This is a genomic window from Inquilinus sp., from assembly GCF_039594555.1.
Taxonomy (GTDB): Bacteria; Pseudomonadota; Alphaproteobacteria; order DSM-16000; family Inquilinaceae; genus Inquilinus.
Map to the genome: position 1 here is coordinate 12273 of NZ_JBCNNF010000005.1, position 18506 is coordinate 30778.

The 18506-nt window shown below is 67.1% G+C and carries 12 protein-coding genes; 2 read left to right on the forward strand and 10 right to left on the reverse strand.

Annotated features, from left to right (window positions below):
• Positions 1-2: 2 nt before the first annotated feature.
• On the reverse strand, positions 3-6026 hold the full coding sequence (locus ABDW35_RS01115) for a hypothetical protein (protein WP_343711997.1): 6024 nt from the start codon (positions 6024-6026) through the stop codon (positions 3-5).
• Positions 6027-7158: 1132 nt separating this feature from the next.
• Between ABDW35_RS01115 and ABDW35_RS01120 the strand changes: the two genes are divergently transcribed.
• Positions 7159-8055, forward strand: a complete 897-nt coding sequence (locus ABDW35_RS01120; RefSeq protein WP_343711998.1) for a LysR family transcriptional regulator — start codon at positions 7159-7161, stop codon at positions 8053-8055.
• A gap of 126 nt (positions 8056-8181) precedes the next feature.
• Here ABDW35_RS01120 and ABDW35_RS01125 read toward each other — a convergent pair whose 3' ends face one another.
• From ABDW35_RS01125 to ABDW35_RS01140, 4 genes are all read right to left on the reverse strand, one after another.
• On the reverse strand, positions 8182-8595 hold the full coding sequence (locus ABDW35_RS01125) for a nuclear transport factor 2 family protein (protein ID WP_343711999.1): 414 nt from the start codon (positions 8593-8595) through the stop codon (positions 8182-8184).
• A 45-nt stretch (positions 8596-8640) separates the two neighbouring features.
• Positions 8641-9390, reverse strand: a complete 750-nt coding sequence (locus tag ABDW35_RS01130) for a glucose 1-dehydrogenase (protein WP_343712000.1) — start codon at positions 9388-9390, stop codon at positions 8641-8643.
• Positions 9391-9512: 122 nt separating this feature from the next.
• Positions 9513-10574 carry an aldo/keto reductase gene (locus ABDW35_RS01135; RefSeq protein WP_343712001.1) on the reverse strand — a complete coding sequence of 354 codons (1062 nt, stop codon included), beginning with the start codon at positions 10572-10574 and terminating at the stop codon, positions 9513-9515.
• Positions 10575-10896: 322 nt separating this feature from the next.
• Positions 10897-11325, reverse strand: coding sequence for a hypothetical protein (locus ABDW35_RS01140; RefSeq protein WP_343712002.1), 429 nt, complete (start codon positions 11323-11325; stop codon positions 10897-10899).
• Positions 11326-11419: 94 nt separating this feature from the next.
• Between ABDW35_RS01140 and ABDW35_RS01145 the strand changes: the two genes are divergently transcribed.
• A complete protein-coding gene (locus ABDW35_RS01145) occupies positions 11420-12370 on the forward strand; it encodes a LysR family transcriptional regulator (RefSeq protein ID WP_343712003.1) in 951 nt (316 codons plus the stop codon).
• A 443-nt stretch (positions 12371-12813) separates the two neighbouring features.
• Here ABDW35_RS01145 and ABDW35_RS01150 read toward each other — a convergent pair whose 3' ends face one another.
• The 5 genes from ABDW35_RS01150 to ABDW35_RS01170 all read right to left on the reverse strand — a co-directional run bounded on the left by ABDW35_RS01150 (position 12814) and on the right by ABDW35_RS01170 (position 18403).
• Entirely contained in the window at positions 12814-13302 is a 489-nt protein-coding gene (locus tag ABDW35_RS01150; RefSeq protein WP_343712004.1) for a hypothetical protein, read from the reverse strand.
• 427 nt (positions 13303-13729) lie between these two features.
• Complete coding sequence (locus ABDW35_RS01155; protein ID WP_343712005.1) at positions 13730-14428, reverse strand: GNAT family N-acetyltransferase; 699 nt, start codon at positions 14426-14428, stop codon at positions 13730-13732.
• 523 nt (positions 14429-14951) lie between these two features.
• Entirely contained in the window at positions 14952-16466 is a 1515-nt protein-coding gene (locus ABDW35_RS01160; protein ID WP_343712006.1) for a GMC family oxidoreductase N-terminal domain-containing protein, read from the reverse strand.
• Between the two features lie 45 nt (positions 16467-16511).
• Positions 16512-17438, reverse strand: coding sequence for an alpha/beta hydrolase fold domain-containing protein (locus tag ABDW35_RS01165; RefSeq protein WP_343712007.1), 927 nt, complete (start codon positions 17436-17438; stop codon positions 16512-16514).
• Positions 17439-17524: 86 nt separating this feature from the next.
• Entirely contained in the window at positions 17525-18403 is an 879-nt protein-coding gene (locus ABDW35_RS01170) for a pirin-like C-terminal cupin domain-containing protein (RefSeq protein WP_343712008.1), read from the reverse strand.
• Positions 18404-18506: the final 103 nt, after the last annotated feature.

Below are 18506 nucleotides of genomic sequence, written 5' to 3' on the forward strand. Positions count from 1 at the left end.
TCTCAGAAGTGATAAGCGAAGCGCGCGCTGGCGGACTGGCTGAGGAATGAACCGCCGATATCGGCCGTGTACTCGCCCTTCAATTCGAACCCTTCGGCCCGGAACAGCTGCACCCCGACATCGATCCGGCCCAGCACGTCCGGCGAGTCGATGTGATCGCTGAAGGTGCCGTTCCCGGAGGACGCGCCGACGAAGCTCGAACGGATCGTCCGCGTGTTATCCGGCAGGTAGCTCAGGCCGAACGCGGCATAGGCCCGCAGCGTCGACTGCCCGTCCAGGTCCAGCCGGCCGCCGAGCTCCATCATCGGCGACAGGCCCACACTCGTCTTGCTGCTGCCGCGGACGTCGAGGGCGAGGAGGTCGTCCCCCTTCTCCTTGAAGCCGGGCAAGTCGGTGTAGACCACGTCGAGATCGCCATAGGGCCGGATGTACCAGTCCTGGAAGGTAAACTCGTAGGCGGCGCGCAGCCGGCCGCCGGCGAGGAAGATGCTTGGGTCGCTCTTCAGCGTCTCGCTGGCGATGCCGGGGATGTCGAGGCGCCGGTTGGCGTGGAACGAGCCCCCGGCGAAGGCAACGGACCCCGCGAACTGCCACGGCCCCGCGACCCGCTTGACCGTCACCGAGCCGTCATAGGTGTCGCCGTCGCCCGACGAGCCGCCATCGATGTTGGCCCAGCTCTGGCCGAAGCCGAAGGCGGCGCCGAGATACCAGTCGGGGGCGATCTCGTGCTGGGCGCCGATCCGGTAGGTCGTGCCCGAGACGTAGTAGCCTTGGGTGTCGCGGGTGGAGGACTGGTCGGTCCAGCGCCCGGTGACCTTGGCCCAGGCGCAGTTGTCCTCGCCCAGCAGCACGGTGTCGTCGGCGAAGACCGGGCAGCTCATTGCCGCGCCCAGGATGGTGCCGGCCGAGTTGGCCAGCGCGACGGACTGGGCATGGGTCGCCTTGCTGGACCAGGCGTCGAGCGCCGCCTTGTAGTCGCTGCGGTCGTTGATCCGCGACAGCTCGGCGAAGCGGGTGGCGAAGGCCTTGTCGCCGTTGTCCCAGGCCCGGCCGTAATAGCCGGCCAGCGAGGACTGGCTGTCGTTCAGGGACACTCCGCCGGGCTTGAAGTTCGCGCTCGGTGCGATCGAGAGGGTGTTGCCCGATTGCGCCGTGTCCCAGTGGAACAGCAGCGGATCCGCGGCATCCGCAGTGGTGACGAGATGCCCCGCGGTGATCACCGGCACCGCGCCGGGCAGCAGCGTCAGGGCCGTCGGCACGATCTTGCCGTCGAGCGTCGCCGTGCCGTCGACCTGCAGATGGCCGGCCGTCTTGTTGAGGGAGTCGACGGTCACGCCCAGCCGCCCTTCCCCGGTCTGGGTGAAATTCCCCGTCACCCGGGTGGCCCGCAGCTCGCCCGGCAGGCCGAGATTGAAGGTGCCGCTGGTGACGACATCCGCAGCCTCCATCATCGGTCCGGCATTGAAGGTGCCGTTGCCGTCGATCTGGCCGCCATTGGTCAAGATCGAGCCGGTGATGGTGCCGATGATGTTGGTGCCGTCGATGGTGCCGGAATTGTTGGCCACGGCGACCTGTCCACCGCCGGTCACCGTGATCGCCGTGCCGCTGGTCCCGTCGGCCGTCGTGATCGTGGCCCAGTCGTTCGTCACATAGGCCGTCGGACTATTCGCCGGTGTGTCGATCCACACACCCGCGCTGCCCGACCCGGAACCGCCGGACACGGTCGTGCCGAGATTGCCATAGTTGTTGATCACGACATCAGTGCGACCCGTCGAGCCGGCAGCGTTCTTCGTCCCGGCAGCGCTGCCCGTGCTCTGCGCGAAGATGCCAATACCGTTCTGACCCGTCGCGGTAACGGAAGCATTCACACTCATCGTGATCGCTCCGCCCGAGTTGCTGGTGTGGGTGGCGACCGAGCCGGCATAGATCGCATTGCCATCCTGTATGAGCCCGCCGCCGCCGCCGATCGATTGCGCGACAATGCCGATTGCGCCTGCTCCCGTGACATTGATGTTGCCGTATTCGGGAACCGTGACGGTCACATCCCCACCCGAGCCGCTGCTCGCGTGCCCGTTCCCAAAGCTGTAGGGAATGTCCGCCTGCAGCTCCGGGGTGTCTCCGGCTGCGTTGACGAGGCGGATGACGCCGCCGCCGCCGCCGATCGATTGCGCGACAATGCCGTGCGCCCCGATGCCTGCTGTGCTGATCGGGCCGCCCTGCACGGTGACGGATCCGCCATCACCGCTGCTGTTCCAGCCGCCTATGGAGAAGTCCACCGAACTCGCGGTCGGCTGGCTGGTGACGATACCGCCGCCGCCGCCGATGCTTTGCAACAGGATCCCCGATGAATTGTTGCCTGCCGTCGAAATCGTCAGGCTCGGCTGGGACGCGAAAGTCACTGCGCCGCCGATGCCGTCGCTGTCTGAGCCGCCGCCCGCTGAAAGGTTCAGCGTTCCCGACTTGTTCCATGACGTGTCAAAGGCGCTGCTGCCGGCACCCGCGATCCCACCACCGCCGCCGATCGATTGCAGAACCGCGCCGTCCGCCGCCTGACCGCTGGTGGCGATCGTGGTGGAATTGGAGTTCGTGTAGCCGACCTGTGCCGCACCGCCGGCGCCGCTGGCGCCTTTATTGCCGCTGCGGCTCTGTCCCACCGCGATCACGCCTGTCGCGCGATCGGAGCCGTCAATGCCGATGCCGCCACCGCCGCCGATGCTTTGGACCACCACCGCTGCCGCAGCGAATCCAGCAGTGCTGATGTTCGGATTGCCCTGGTCCAAATTCACAGTGGCGGTGTTGCCGTCACCGCCGGCGCCATCCTTCCCGGCGACGAGATGCGTGAGATCGATCGAGACCTGATCGGACACCCCGCTGCCGGTGGCGGCGGCAGTTCCTGCCTTGCCGCCGCCACCGCCGATCGACTGCGCGACAATGCCGTTCGCCCAATCCCCCGCTGTGCCGACCGGAGCCGACAGATCCACCGACACCGTGCCGCCGGCCGCGGCCGTCCCGCCGGTCCCGCCGATCGAGAGAGTGAAGTCCGTGCTGATCGAGGGCGGTTTGCCGTCGAAGAAATTTGCGACCTGGCTGACCAATTGCCGCGCCTTCAGATCGGGAAGGATGGGATTGTCCGCCGAGGCGTCGGCCCCGGCCGATCCGCCGAGCCCACCGCCGCCGCCGATCGACTGCGCCAGCACGCCGGTCGCATCACCGCCATAGGTGGTGATCGGAGCCTGTACGGTGACCGCCACGTCGCCGCCGGCTCCGCCACTGCCCCCGGTGGTGCCGAGGTTGACCGTCACGCTCGGTTTGATGGTCGGGGCCTTCGGGTCGCCGTCATCCGTACTGGGCGTGTAGGTCTGGGCGAGGCTGAAGGAGCCGCCCTGGGACGTGCCGCCGCCGCCGCCGACCGACTGCGCCAGCATCCCGACCGCCCCCGAACCATAGGTCGTGATGCCGTTTCCGGCGAAGAGAGCCGCCTGCACTTCGCCGCCGGCGCCTCCGGACCCGCCTGTCGACCCCAGGGTGACCTTGACCGCCCCGCTGGCCCCGGTGCCGAAGTCCTGCGTGTTGCCGGTCCCGAACCCGGCATCGCCGCCGCCGCCGCCGATCGATTGCGCCTTCAGCCCGGTGGCGAAATCGCCGTAGGTGACGATGGCGGTCGGTGCGAGGCCCTGGTCGGGGGTGAGGTCGAAACCGCCCTGGCCCTGGTTCTGGGTTGGGTCCCATGAAGCCGTGCCGCCGAGAGCGACTCCCACCGAGCCGCCCGCACCGCCGCTGCCGCCGGTGCCGCCCATCGAGACGGTGATCCCCAGGCCTTCCGAGTTTGCGTCCTTGGGGACCGACAACGCACCATATCCCAGCACCGCGGCGCTGGCGGAGGAGTCGCCGCCGGCGCCACCGCCGCCGCCGATGCTCTGGACCAGCACGGCCGTGGATCCCTGGCCGTTGGTGGTGATGGTGGCCCCGTTCGACAGCGAGAACTGCGCGTTTCCCCCGGCGCCGCCACTGCCGCCTTTGCCGCCCAGGGCGACCGAGGCGGCCACCCCGACCTGGCTGCCGGCGCCTGTCACCGGAATCGCGACCGCCACGGCCTTCGACATCGCCGACCCGCCGAGGCCACCCCCGCCGCCGATGCTCTGGACCACAACGCCGTAGCTGTCGACCGGGAGCGTGTTGCAGGGCAGCGATGAGCAGCTGCTCGGATCGTTGCTGTCGCCCGTCAGCCCTTGATCCTGGCCCGTCGCGATCGAGCCGCCCGTCATCGCGACCTCGACCGCTCCGCCGGTTCCGCCGTCGCCGCCCGTGCCCCCGACCGTCACGTCGGACGCAAAGCCAGGACTTACGGTGGCGGCGAAGGCTTGGCCGCCAGTTCCGCCGCCGCCGCCGATCGACTGCGCCACAAGGCCGGGCGACTTGGAGCCGGAAGTCTTAACCGTCGTCCCGGTCGACGTGACTTGGGTCGGCCCTCCATTACCCCCCGTGCCCGCCGTGCCGCCAATGCCGACCCCGGCGAACAGCCCCCCGGTCGCGGCATTGCCGCCGTTGCCGCCGCCGCCGCCGATCGACTGCATCACGACGGCGGCGGCGCCGTCACCCGACGTGGTGATCTGGGAACCCGGGTCGAGCGCGGCAACGACCCACCCGCCGTTGCCGCCGCCGCTGCCGGTGCCGCCGATGGTCACGAAAACGCCAGACGAGCCACCGCCATCGCCGCCGCCGCCGCCGATCGACTGGCCAAGAACACCGATGGCGGAGACGCCGCTGGTCGTAATGCTGTCGTCACTCGTGGTCCAGGGCTCGCCGTTACCCGCCGTGAAGCTCACGGTGCCGCCATCGGCCGCGAAGCCGCCGCTGCCGCCGACATTTGCGATGACGCCGCTGGCGTTGCCGCCGGCGCCGCCGCCGCCGCCGATGGACTGAAGCAGAACGCCGAATGCGTTCGGGCCGATCGTCGTGATCGTTCCGTTGTTCTCCACGCTGGCCTGGTCGGAGGTGCCGCCTGCGGCCCCGGTGCCGCCGTTGGAGTGGAAGAGACCCCAGGAGGCGCCGCCGGATCCGCCGCCCCCGGCCAGCGACTGTGCGACAATGCCATGGGCCGCTTGGCCCTGGGTGCTGATCGAGCCGTTGTTGTTCACCGTCGCAGGGCCCGCATCGCCGCCCGTGCCGCCCGTGCCGCCGCTGTCGTTGTTGCCGTATCCCCCAAGGGCGGCTGCTCCGCCAAGAGACTGCGCCAGGATGCCGACGGAACTATTCCCCGCCGTCGTGATGATCGAGCCATCGGCGACGGTGACCGTTACCGCGCCCGCGGCGCCGCCATTGCCGCCGTTCCCACCCTTGAATTTCTCCCCGTTTCCCGTGCCGCCGCTGCCGCCGCTGCCGCCCTCGGACTGGGCGACGATGCCGGGAGCGGACGTACCGCCGGTGGAGATGATGGCGGTCAGGCCGACAGAGGAGTCGCCGATATCACCGCCGACAACGACGTCACCGGCTGCTCCCCCTGCGCCTCCCGCGCCGCCGGAGCTGTCGCCACCGAGGCCGGTCTCTACATAGCCGCCGACGCCGCCCTGCCCGCCCAGGCTGACGGCATAGGCGCCGGGCGAGCTGTCACCCGCCGTCGTCGCGGTGACGGCATTCGCAGTCGCGCCGGCGAGGATGATGGCGACAGTGCCTGTGACAGCACCGCCGCCGCCGCCGACGCCGCCTGTCACGCCGCCGGCGCTGTCGCTGTTCCCTCCGCCGGTTCCTCCGCCTCCCCCTTGGCCCAGGGCCAGGAAGCCGGGCAGGTTGTTGCCGGACGGAGCCTCAGCCGCGCTCGTGGCCGAGACCGTCGGCGCGTTGATCGTCCCTCCCGGGCCGCCCGGCCCACCGAAGTCCGTCCCGCCGCCCTGTCCCGCGGTGCCGAAGACGCAGGCGTAGTAGATCCCCTGCGGGCAGCTCTGGGCCGCGGCCGTGTCCGCCGCGGCGAGCCAGGCTGTTGTGCCGAGCAGCCCGGCGATCAGGCTGGATCCGCCGAGGGTCGGCACCCCTATGCGCGAGAGGGGCCGCCCTGGTCGCGAGCCTCCTTTTGCAGCCAATCGGACGAATCGAACCGAAGTACCGGCCCCCCCGCCCCTACTTGCCATGGCCCGCATGCCGGCCGTGGCGCCAAGGTCGGACGTCAGCTTGTGACCCATCGCAGCCCCCCATTCGTTCAATCGCCGCTGGTCTGTGAGCCGCGATCAGGCCCCAAGTCGACGCGCCGATTAACCTTGTCGATGTCGAAGGCATCCTATGTCCCTAATCGGATATGTCTTAGGTCCAGATTGGGGTAATCGATGGATCCAGAATTGCTTCTGATTCGAACAAAACATGGACTCTGAACGATCGGTCTTGGACGTCGGCGCCTTAAGCTTCCCGAAGGCCGTCTCAACCGGGTTGTCCTCCAGCGAGCACAACGGCAGGAGGAGCAGGCCGGCGCCGGCGTCGTGGATCGGCTGACTCCGCCGATCTGACCAGCCGGGGGGTTGCAGCGCCGCCGGCGTTTGCTCAGGCCCATGGCGACCATGTCGCCGGGCGGCAGTTTTGACGCCAGCATCTGTTCTGCATCGGCCAGGAAGGCAGCCCGTCTATCGGCCGCGTCGAGCATCATCGGCGCACCCAGCCGGTCAAACCGCAGCCCGGCCCGGCTTGAGAGCGCCAAATGCGGTCACTGACCAACCGCCCTGGTAGCGGACATCGGCCGAACTTGCGGGATCCCAGCGCCTTCGGACGATCAGACTGAAGCAGGACGCCCGAAAGCGGCCATCACGCTCGACTGCGGAGAGCGGACAAGCCGTAACCGGCCGGCGACAGCCACAGTAGGTTTGCAAGTGAGGTGCGGGATCTGGCGGCGACAGCATAGGATCTGGTTCCAGTGCCATGGCAGGAGCTTGTGCAGCCGCGCGGGCCGAGTGATCGGGCGATCAGGCTGGGGACATCGGCCAGCCCGCTTGGAATCAACGCTGCTGAGCTGGACGGCTTCATCTGGGTGAGCGGGCGGCAGCCTGGCCTCGTTCGCGCGCATCAGGCGCCGAGCTCGGCGATCAGGTCGGCTTGCTGCCGCAAAAAGGTCGTTGCAGCCATCGTGGATAATGGCGAATGACAACGAGGGATGGCCGCGCAAAGCTGGAAATGGGCATGGACTGGAACGACCTGAGGTACTTTCTCGGCGTGGCGCGGACCGGGAGTCTCACACAGACGGCGTCGGATGTCAGGGTGAGCCAGTCCACCGTCAGCCGCCGCATCGCTGAGCTTGAGGAAAGCCTAGGCATGACGCTCTTCCAGCGGCACCAGACGGGTTATTTTCTCACGGACGAGGGGCGCGAGATACTTCGACACGCCGAGCTCGTCGAAGACAGCATCATGGCGTTGGAGCGAGGTGCGGCAGGCCTCGACAGGGCGCCGGCCGGGACGGTGCGGCTCGCGACATCCGAAAATCTCGCGACGGACCTCGTCATTCCCGCGCTTCCTGCATTCCGGGAGCGCTATCCGGGCATCTGCCTTGAAATCATCACCAGCACAGTCACGGCGGAGCTTGGCCGACGCGAGGCGGACATCGCCCTTCGTGTCGTTCGACCGACGCGAGGCAATCTGAAGGTCCGGCGCGTCGGCCACATGACTTACTCGGTCTATGGCAGCAGGGACTATATCGAGCGGCACCCCCATGTCGAAGGCGAGCCCCTCGGTGGCCGGCACTTCATCGCCTGGGACGACAGCCACGCATTTATGCCGGCCGCGGTCTGGCTCGCGCGGGAACACCCCGGCTGCAAGATCGCGCTCGTCACGAGCAGCCTTCCCGCGCAGATCGCCGCCGTGCGGGCCGGCCTCGGCTTGGCCGTCATCCCTGATTTCTTGACCGTGAAGGACGACTTCATCCGCGTGGTCCCGTCCGATCAGATGTTCAGCGCTGAGCTCTGGCTGGTGACCCACGCTGACCTGGTTGCCTCAGCCCGCGTTCGAGCCGTCGCAGATTTTCTGTCGGAACACGTGATGCGGTCGAACCCCGAGCTTTCGGAGCGCTGGACGGGCGCTTGACCTACGCGGGAATCTCTGCCCCTGCCGCCACGTGCCGGGCGCCGCGACCAGAGCGCCCCCATTCCTCGCCGGACACGCCTACTCATGCCGCGACGCCCTTCCGCGGGTTGTTGAACCGACCGCCGGTCAGTCGGGCTGGAAGGCGCGCCAGAGCGCGTAGGAGTCTTCGATGAAGTTGTAGGCGCTCACCTTGCCGTCCCGGACCGAGCAGATCGCAGCGAAATCGCTGACGAAGACGTTGCCAGTGCTGAGGATGCGGTGCTTGAAATTCCCGGTGATCACGACCTGGTCGCCGCTCTCGAAGGTTCGCTCGACATGGAACTCGAGAGGTTCGAAGTTGACCGGAAAGAGCGCCATCCATGCGCGCACTTGGTCGCGGCCGCGCCGCAGGCCGATTGTCGGCACCTCAGCGGCACCCTGAACCTTCCATACGACGTCCTCGGTGAGGCATTCAAGCGTCTTTTCGACGTCCTTCTTGAAGAACGTGTCGAGATAGTGCCGGACCACTTGTCCAGGCGTCATTTCGCTGCCGGTAGTCAATTTGCATCTCCATACCGCTACAGGCGGCGTGATTGCGTTTCGGGGTCAGCGATGGCCGCCGGCGAAGATGAAGAACTCGCCGGTCGTCCAGTTCGACTCGTCCGAGGCGAGGAAGATCGCGGCGGGCGTGATGTCGTCGGCCACGCCCAGACGCTTGAGCGGCGTCTGCTCGGTGATCCTGGGACCAAAGTCGGTCTGGAGGAAGCCGCCAGCCTGGACGCCTTCGGTGTCGACCACACCCGGCTTGATCGCGTTCACACGGATCCTGCGCGGCGCCAGCTCGTTCGAAAGCGCGCGGGTCAAGCCGTCAATTGCGCCCTTGCTCGCGGTATAGACCGATGCGTTCTCCGGACCGAAGATGGTCACCGTCGAAGACATGTTCACGATGCTACCGCCCCCGGGCATGTACTTCACGGCTTCCTTCACGGCGAGCAGATAGCCGAAGACGTTGAGTTCCATGTGCCGGCGGAACAGCTCGATCGAGAGGTTCTCCAGTGGCTGGAAGTCGTAGACGCCGGCGTTGTTGACCAGGACGTCCACCCGGCCGTAGGCGCGGTTCGCCGCCGCAAAGAGCGCTTCGACCTCCGCCGGATCGCTCATGTCGGCTTTGACGGCCATCGCCTTGCCGCCGGCGCTGACAATGCCCGCCACCAAATCCTCGGCCGCACGCTCGCTCGCGGCGTAGTTCACCACGACCGATGCGCCCTCGGCGGCGAAGCCCCGCGCGACAGCGGCGCCGAGCCCCTTGGAGGCACCGGTGACGACTGCGACCTTTCCTTCCAATCGATTGCTCATGATCCTTGTCCTCCTGGCTCCGGCCGGCTCTTCGCCGCAGATCCTCCGGTTCGTGACCTCGTCGCGGGTCGGCGCGCCCGTTTCGAACGGGAGACGCCGGCAGCGGCGCCTCCCCGCTTCGATCATGACGTTCGGGTCGTCTTGCCCGCCCACAGGTCGACCGGCCCCATCCGGTCCGCCCCCTGCGTGGCGACCATCCAGCCGGGGTATTCCGGCGGCAGCTCACTGGCGGCGTCGAGCTTCGCGATCTCGTCGTCGGTCAGCAGGACGTCGACCGCGGCGATATTGTCCTCAAGCTGGCTGAGCCGCTTCGCGCCGACGATGACCGATGTCACGACCGGCTTCGACAGCAGCCACGCCAGCGCGATGCGGGCAGGGCTGCAGCCATGCGCCTCCGCGATCGGCTTCAGGACGTCGATCACGTTCCAGGCGCGCTCCTTGTCGACGATCGGGAAGTCGAAGGAGGAGCGGCGGGACCCCTCCGGCGACTGGTTCTCGCGGTCGAACTTGCCGGACAACAAGCCGCCGGCGAGCGGGCTCCAGACGAGCAGGCCCATCTTCTCGGCTTCGAGCAGCGGCTTGAGCTCACGTTCGAGGTCACGCCCGGCGATCGAATAGTAGGCCTGCAGCGTGTTGAAGCGCTCCAGGTTGAGGCGCGTCGAGATGCCCAGCGCGGTCGCAATCCGCCACGCCTGCCAGTTGGAGACACCCAGGTAACGGACCTTGCCCTGCCGGACCAGATCGTCGAGCGCGCGCAACGTCTCCTCGACCGGCGTCAGGATGTCGGTGGCGTGGATCTGGTACAGATCGATGTGATCGGTCTGCAGGCGCCTCAGGCTCGCCTCGACCGCGTCCATGATGTGGCCGCGCGACGCGCCGACATCATTCCGGCCCTGGCCCATCCGGCTGTAGACCTTCGTCGCCAGCACCACCTCGTTTCGAGGTATCCCCAGATTGTGGAACGACTGACCCAGCGTTCTCTCGCTAGCACCGGCGGAGTAGACATCCGCCGTGTCGAAGAAGTTGATGCCGGCGTCGATGCTGGCCTTGACCAGTTCATCGGCACCCGCCTGGTCGACATTGCCGATATGCTCATAGACGCCGGTGCCGTCGCTGAACGTCATGGTTCCGAGGCAGAGCTGCGAAACCAGAAGCCCGGTATTTCCTAACGCCTTATATTTCATCCTGCTCTCCTGAAGATCCGACAGCGTCGTCGGTCAATTCGGACCAAAGTTGGATCTTCCATTTATGGAAGACAATGCAAAACGATGGAAAAACGTATTCCAAATTTGGAAAACGAGGATATTACTTCGCGCAAAGCCGTCCTGCATTGACAACTGTGCCCCAGGCAAGATCCAGATCCACCGAGAGCCCTCGAATGCGCCTGCGACTCGCCTATGCCTGAAGCATTCGCCTACCGCCAGTGGCGGCAGACATCATGATGCGTAGGCCGCCATGCTCGTCCGCATCTCGGAGGTGACGCGAAGCCAGCTCTTTTCGGCGCATCTACTGGCCATCCTCTCCCCGGTTCAGCACCTGCGTCGTGGCGAGAAGGCGAAAGTCGGCCAGCGCCGCGCGTCGGTGTGGGTCCGCGTTTCGGCGATAGGCGTCGCTCTCGAAGTTCGCTCGGAATGCCGCGAAGTTCGGGTAACGTACCAAGGCTACGTCGTCCCACGCCTCGCCAGCGGGTCCCGCTAGCACGGCTTGTACCGTGCCGATCCATTGCGCGCCGATGTCTTGCCCCTGCGTCACCGCGTTGAAGGCCGGGACATAGCGATCGAAGAACGCCTCGCGCCCGGTACAATGCGGACGTTCGTCGCCGTCCCCGTACTCCGCCGTCTCACGGTAGCGCAGCAGGTTGACCACTATGATGGACTGATCGCCGAGCTTGCGCTCCAGCTCGTCAAAGATGGCAGTGTTGATCTCGGTGGCCATGGCCTGCTCCCATCAGCATGTTGTTGCCTTGATGGATCTAACCGGTAGCGCTCTCCGCTTGTAGGGGCGTGTGCGGCAGGACTAAGTTTCCACCATGTCCACACCCGCCGGTTTCCAGAGGCTCGTCAACCTCCTTCATTTCGCCCGTGTTGCCGATGCGGGATCGTTCGCGGAGGCCGCGCGTCGCGCGGGCACCACGACCTCCGCGATGTCCAAGTCGGTTTCGCGCTTCGAGCAGGCGCACGGCGTCAGGCTGCTTCATCGCACAACACACGCGATCTCATTGACTTCGGAGGGGGAACGCCTGCTGGAGGGGGCGAGGGACCTGCTGCGAGAAGTGGAGCGGCTCGAGGCGACGCTTGAGCACACCTCCGCCAGCGGCTCAGGCGGTCGGGTTCGCTTGAGCGCGCCCGCACCTCTGATCCGGGCAAGGATCGCCAGGCAGGTGCCGATGCTGCTGCGTGCTAATCCCGACATCGAGCTGGAACTAAGGATCGATGACGGCACGCTCGACTTAGCAGCGGAGGGGATCGACATCGGTATCCGCTATGGGCCGCTGACCGGGCAGCTCGGCTTGGTGGCGACGCCGCTGGGCTCCTTTCCGTGGATTTTGTGCGCGACGCGACGGTACGTGGAATTGGTCGGAGCGCCAGAGACGCCCGCGGATCTCTTTCACCACAAGCAAATCGGCCTTCGCGAGGTCAGGTCCGGCCGGCTAATGCCTTGGCAGTTCACGGATCCTGCTGACGGAACACCGGTTCGCCATCTTCCGAAACCCAGGCTGGTCGTGGAAGACCTCGGCGCGATCTGGTCCCTGATGCGGTCAGGCGTGGGACTCGCATGGCTCCCGGCATGGCTGGGGCTGAGGGACCTACGGGAAGGTCGCGTAGTCGAGCTGCTGCGTGACTGGAGGGTCGCGGAAACTGCAATTTATGGCGTTCGACTGGAACGGCGGCATACGCCGCAGCGCATACGATCGCTACTCGATGGCTTGCGGGATGCTGCGAAACAATGGTCCTACGGCGGCAACGCATCACCCCAGTGAGGCGCCATGTCTGGACGGCTCCCGACTAGCAAGGGTGATTTGGATTTCAGTGACGACTGGTCGGCGCTGCCACCTCTTCGGCCTGTTGGTGCGGCACACAAGCCACGCGCCATGATGTCCTCCACGAAGCCGGATCTCGACCATAAGCACGCGCTCTGAGGAGCATTGGTGCCAGGAGGCTCTCCCGCTTCCCGATTCGACCGGTCTCACATTACCCTTCGCACCCTTCCCAACCTGTCCAGCGCGCCGGCGCCGATCCCTACGCAGCCCTCAACACCAGCTTCCGGTATGCCTGGCCGCTGACCATGATCGCCAATCATCCGCACCTTCGGTCGGCCAGCGCCACTGCTGCGAGAGGGCCTGGGGCGACGCTAAGATGGCGCTAGCCGAGGCGACGGTTACCGATGTCCAGGTCCAGTTGGACAAGACCCGGCTGACCGCCCCTATCGGACAGCACCATCGGCATCCGCGTCGCGAGCCGGGGCGCGGTCGTCGGCCCGCGGCAGCCCCTGCTGACCACGGAGGCCGAGGGCGAGCGCTGGTTCGCCTTCACCCTGCGCGAGCACAGTTTGCCCGACATGACTCTGGGCGGCCTCGTGGCCCTGACGGCACAGGACGTCCGCCATATCGACGCCCGCGTGACCGAGCTGCGCCCGCTCGGCGAATTCACCGCCGAGAGGGCGGCTCACGCCGTCGACGACAACGACCTCAACGCCTTCCGCCTCCGGCTTGACCCAACCGGGGCGCCGACCGGCCGGAGCCCGGAATCTCGGTCCGGCTGCCCGCTGCGTCATGATATCCAATTCTTCACCCCTCGCCGCCTCGCTCTTCGGGGTGGACCCGACCCGGCCGAGGTGCGCCATTTCCGGCCATCGGCGCTGCTTCTCTAAACCGGACATCGGCCGTGCTGGCTGAAACGCGTCCACCTTCACCGGCCGAGCGCCCTAGTAGGCTCCCCAAACCACCGTCGAACTCGGCTCTCCGAAGCGGACGCGACCGCCATCGGCTCTTTGGGGACTGTCCCTCGCGATGCTTCTGAAGGCGGCGCAGTCCCGATTGCGGTCACTCCGCGGCTAGGCAGCCCACTCCGAACCGGCCATGTCACATCGGCGTAGCCGCGCTCCGAGCCGGACACCAGCGCTTAGGCCGCATCCCCCCAATCGACGTTCGGAGCTTTAAGGAAGATAGCACGCGCGACGAGCTAGAGACCGCGGGCGCAGATGATCTCGTAGCGGAACTGGCGAGCCTCCCAGCGGCTGCCCTAGCGGGAACAGTCGTCGAGGCCGATTGGTTGTAGAGCACCTGCCCTAGGCGGACGTTGTTGAGCGATGTTTTGCCGTCGCGGGAGGCTCTTCCATTCTACTCCGACATGGCCGCGTCGTCACAGGCCGCACCGTCGCAGCGTGCACCGCAGCACTGTGCCCTACACTTTGTGAGTCTTGGTCCGGCTTGGCGCGTCCATGATTTTCTCGAACCGAAACATTTCGCAGCCACTGCGCGGTTCGTCCCCACCGGCCTCATGCGGGTCCGGATGGTACTTGCCGAAAAATCCACGATCTGGAAGCCACATTTGTTGATATAGAAGTGTATATTTCGCTTTTCGAAGTGTGGCGTGTGCGTCTGCCAAACCAGTGCTTCAGGATATCGCCTCTCGATCGCGCGCCATGCCTTCAAACCTAAACCTCGGCCGTGCTTCACAGATGATATGAAGAAGAGATCGAGTGAGTTGTGGTTTGTAGCCCGGTCGATCGTCACGACTGCGCCACCGACATTCTCCCCGCCGGAAAGGACGTGCAAAACCTCCGCACCGGGGGCGGCGACCGACTGGTCGAGATGGTCATCAGACGGAATTGGGCCGTCAGGCAGGGAGCCGAATTCATCAATCACGGCCGCCGCGAAGGTTGCCTGCGATTCTCTCTTGAAAGCAGGCAGGTCGGCGGCGAGAATGGGTTCGAAGGTGATGACGTCGTCATTCATGTCGTTGTTCCAAACAATTGCACCCAGCGCGGTAGCCCTGGTGAGTTGACGCTTCAATGTGGCCGCGATCGCGTTTGGCATGGCGTGGCGTGCCCCTTAGGGCGACGTCCCGATCCCGACAGTCAATGCCCTCTGAGAATTGCCCGAACATTGCACACGATGTACTGCCAGCCTTGCCGGCATCGGCGGCTGTGAAGAATCCGCCGGGCATGGATCGTTGTGCTGGCGGCGGGTCCGATCCCCGCTTCAGTGGGCAACCGCCGGGCAGGCCTGGGTCTGGGCCGACCGCCTCTCACCCTTCCCTGCCGGCGTGACTAGGCCAGGGTGCGCCAAAAGGAGACGCGGCGTCGGCGCCGCATTACCGGACGTCGCCGGATCTAGCGGATCCCAATCATTCACACGCAGCCTGATGGCCTGAGCCGCTCTTAACCGGCTATATCGTGGCGCCTGAAAGCGGACGCGCATCAAGTCGGCCGGCTCAGCCGATGGCTAGCGCTTGATAAGGATCTCAAGCTTTCCCACAACGTCTGAGCCGTTCCAGGGCAGAGCCCGCGTAAATTGGGGAGACTCGCACCGCGAACATCGACGTTCAGCCGACCAAGCCTCAGAGCCTTCGGCTGATCGCCTCCGCGATCATGATCGTCGTCACGTTGGTGGCGACCGACGGGATGTCCGGCATGATCGACGCGTCGACGACATGCAGGCCCTCCACCCCGCGGACCTTACCGTTCGGATCGACGACCGCCGCTGGATCCCTGGCGGTCCCCATCGGGACGGTCGACGTCGGATGGGCGTAGCCGTCCACCGAGGCGATCACCGCCTTCTCCAGCGCGGCGTCGTCCCGGACATCCGGCCCCGGCGTCATCTCGAATGCGACCGTGTCGTTGAACGGCGCCGTCCGCCCGATCCGGCGCGACAGCCGAACCGCCTCCATCATCCGCCGCAGGTCGCTGGGGTCCTGGAAGAAGTTATAGCGGATCAGCGGCATGGCGCGGGGATCGCGGCTGGCCAGCCGGACCGACCCGATCGATTTCGGCAGCGTCACCGCGCAGGCCAGGACGATCGCGCCTCCGGTCGGGCTCTGCGCCGGATCGAAGATATGGGTGCCGGAGATGTGGAGGTCGAGTTCGTTGGGACCGGCCTCGCCGGATCTGGTCCAGATGATCGCCCCCGCGGCCGGGGTCATGGAATTGGCTTCCGGCCTCAGCACGTAGACATTGTAGTAGAACGGGTGCTCCTTCAGCCGTTCGCCCACCGGTGCATCCAGCAGGACCGGGATGCCGAGCTCCGCCAGATGCGGCGCCGGCCCGATGCCGGAGCGCATCAGGATGGCCGGGCTGCCGAAGGCTCCGGCCGACAGGATGACCTGGCCGGCCGCGATCGTCTCGCCGGTCACGAGCAGGACGCCGGCGGCCCGCCGCCCGTCGAAGACGACGCGGTCGACCTCGACGGCGCCCAGGATCGTCAGGTTCGGACGGCGGCGCACCTCCTCCGTCAGATAGGCGATCCCGGTGTTGATCCGCCGGCCGTCGACGACGTTCAGCGGATAGGGCGACACTCCGTTCTGCTCGGCGCCGTTAAAGTCGCTGACCCGCGACAGGCCCACCGCCTCCGCGGCCGCCACGAAGGCCCGCATCGACGGGGTGTTCTCTTCCATCGTCCGCTGCCGGATCGGGAAGGGGCCGGAGCGGCCGTGCCAAGCGTCATCGCCGGTCGGCGTGTTCTCCAGCGCCTTGTACACCGGCAGCACGTCGGCGAAGGACCAGCCCTCGATCCCGCGCGCGGTCCAGCGGGCGAAATCGGACGGCCGGGCGCGCATCGCCACCGCCGCATTCACGCCCGAGCTGCCGCCCAGCACCTTGCCGCGAATGGCCGGCACGTCGTGGCCCAGCCCGGCATGGTCCTGGGTGTGGTAGCCCCAGTCATGCGCCTTGTCGCCGCCGACGCGGTTCGCGTTCGCGATCACGTCCGGATACTCCGCCGGCGCATAGGCCGGTCCGGCCTCCAGCAACAGGACCCGCCGGGCCGGGTCCTCGCTCAGCCGGTTGGCGAGCACCGCGCCGGCGGACCCGCCGCCGACGATGACGACGTCGAAAGACGTCATCGGTTCAAAGGCCATGTCGTGTCTCCAATGTCCTGATGGAACGGCTGCGCCTGGGCGGTCTTACGCGTGGTGCTGGAATGCACCGGCAAGGAAGCGGGCGGCCCGGTCGAGCGCGGCGCGGCTGCTGTCGAGATGGGCGACGTCGAGCTGGAAGACGTGATGCATGCCCTGCCAGATCTCGAGAGTCACGGGGACGCCCGCCTGCGCCGCGCGATCGGCGTATTGCCGGGAGTCGTCGAGCAGGCGTTCGTCGGTCCCGACCTGGATGAGCAGCGGCGGCAAGCCTCGCAGGTCGCCGAACAGCGGCGAAGCGAGCGGGTCCGTGGCCTCCACGACACCGAGATAGGCGCGGGCACAGCCTTGCAGATAATCGTGGGTGATCAGCGGATCCTCCACGGCCGGATCGATCATCGACGCCCCGGTGAAGGCCAGGTCGGTCCAGGGGGAGAAGACAACTCCGGCCACCGGTGTCGCGCCTTCGGCGTGCCGGGCCAGTTCCGCCAGCGTCACCAGCGCTAGCCCGCCGCCCGCGGAGTCCCCGGCGACGGCGATCCGGCCGACCCCCTGCCCTGCCAGCCACCGCAATGCGGCCAGGGCCGCCGCCGGGGCGGCCGGCAGCGTCGCCTCCGGCGCCAGCGGATAGTCGATGACCAGTGCGGGGATGCCCGTGCGGCTCACGATCTGGCTGACGAAGCCGCGATAGGCCTCGGCGGAGCCCAGCCCATAGCCGCCGCCATGCAGGAATAGGATCGCCTGCCCCGGCTCGGCCCGCGCGGGCCGGACCCACCAGCCCCGGACACCGGCCGCGCCGGCGGGCTCGAGCGACACGCCGCCGGCAAGAGGGCTTGCGGCGATGAAGGCGTCGTAGACCTCACGCGGCGTGCCGCTCGCGGTGTTCCAGAACTGGACGAACCGGTCGCGCAGGGCGCGCTCCCGCTCGCGCTCCGCGGTCGAGATCTCCATCACGATCGTGTCGGGCTTCGGCATGGTCGGCTCCAAAGGGCAAGGCTCGGCCGTCCGCGCGGTGCATCGGCCCGCGCGCGGCGCAAGGAATGTCGATGGGGAAGGAAGGGCTAGGCCGGGATGCGGCCGAAGCTGCCTTCGGCGTAGCGGGCCAGCGTCCGCCGGACATCCGCCGCCGTGGACATCACCAGCGGTCCATGCCGGACGAAGGCCTCGCGGATCGGCTTCGCCGCGATCAGGACGAAATGGGCGGGCGCCCCGGCATCCAGGACGATGTCGATCCCGGGCCCGGCCGCGACGGTCGTCGCGCTGCCGGCCTCCAGCAGGCACGCCTCGTGCCCGCAGCGGATGGCCAGCCGGCCCGAGACGGCGTAGATCCAGGCCCGATGCCCATCCGCCAGGTCGTGGGAGAAGCGGCCGGGCCCACCCAGGACGCCGTCGAGCATCGTCGTCTCCTCCGGCGTGCCGCCGGCCCCGGCGACCCCGCCGCTGCGCCCCAGCAGGACCCGGACGCGGTGCCCCTTCCCCTCGATGACCGGCACGTCCCCCGCCCGCACGAGAAGCGAGCGCGCCGGCTCCGCCTTCAGCCGTGCCGGAAGGTTGACGAAGATCTGCAGGGCATGCGTCCGCGCCCCGGCCTCGGGCCGCTCCTCATGGGCGGCGCCGCTGGCCGCGGCCAGCCAGTACAGATCGCCTGCCTTCAACGCGATGTTATGGCCGAGCGTGTCCCGGTTCAGGAACTCGCCGATCGAGTCCTCGAACATCACTGTCACGGCGGAGATGCCGGCATGGAGGTGGGGTTCGAAGGTCGGCGCCTCCATCGTGAAGTCATCCGCCATCAGCAGCGGATCCATCTCGCCGCCGAACATCTCCTCCGAGAAGTGATGCGCGGTAAATCCCGCCCCGATGGCGTGAGGAACCCCCGCGACTATGCGCCCAAGCCTTTCGGTGAGGACCGGAATTTCGAGATCTCTGTCGATCGCCTGCATCGCCGGCTACTCCAGCACGATGGTTGTGACGGAGGCCAAACTAGGAGCCGGGCGTATCGACCGGGAAGCCGCCGAATTTGAAACGCATCGTCCGTCAGGACGA

What these genes read in the sequence shown, in the direction of transcription:
- ABDW35_RS01120 (WP_343711998.1), top strand. Translation starts at nt 7,159, where the DNA reads ATGGACTGGAACGACCTGAGGTACTTTCTCGGCGTGGCGCGGACCGGG.
- ABDW35_RS01130 (WP_343712000.1), bottom strand. Translation starts at nt 9,390, where the DNA reads ATGAGCAATCGATTGGAAGGAAAGGTCGCAGTCGTCACCGGTGCCTCC.
- ABDW35_RS01135 (WP_343712001.1), bottom strand. Translation starts at nt 10,574, where the DNA reads ATGAAATATAAGGCGTTAGGAAATACCGGGCTTCTGGTTTCGCAGCTC.
- ABDW35_RS01140 (WP_343712002.1), bottom strand. Translation starts at nt 11,325, where the DNA reads ATGGCCACCGAGATCAACACTGCCATCTTTGACGAGCTGGAGCGCAAG.
- ABDW35_RS01145 (WP_343712003.1), top strand. Translation starts at nt 11,420, where the DNA reads ATGTCCACACCCGCCGGTTTCCAGAGGCTCGTCAACCTCCTTCATTTC.
- ABDW35_RS01155 (WP_343712005.1), bottom strand. Translation starts at nt 14,428, where the DNA reads ATGCCAAACGCGATCGCGGCCACATTGAAGCGTCAACTCACCAGGGCT.
- ABDW35_RS01160 (WP_343712006.1), bottom strand. Translation starts at nt 16,466, where the DNA reads ATGGCCTTTGAACCGATGACGTCTTTCGACGTCGTCATCGTCGGCGGC.
- ABDW35_RS01165 (WP_343712007.1), bottom strand. Translation starts at nt 17,438, where the DNA reads ATGCCGAAGCCCGACACGATCGTGATGGAGATCTCGACCGCGGAGCGC.
- ABDW35_RS01170 (WP_343712008.1), bottom strand. Translation starts at nt 18,403, where the DNA reads ATGCAGGCGATCGACAGAGATCTCGAAATTCCGGTCCTCACCGAAAGG.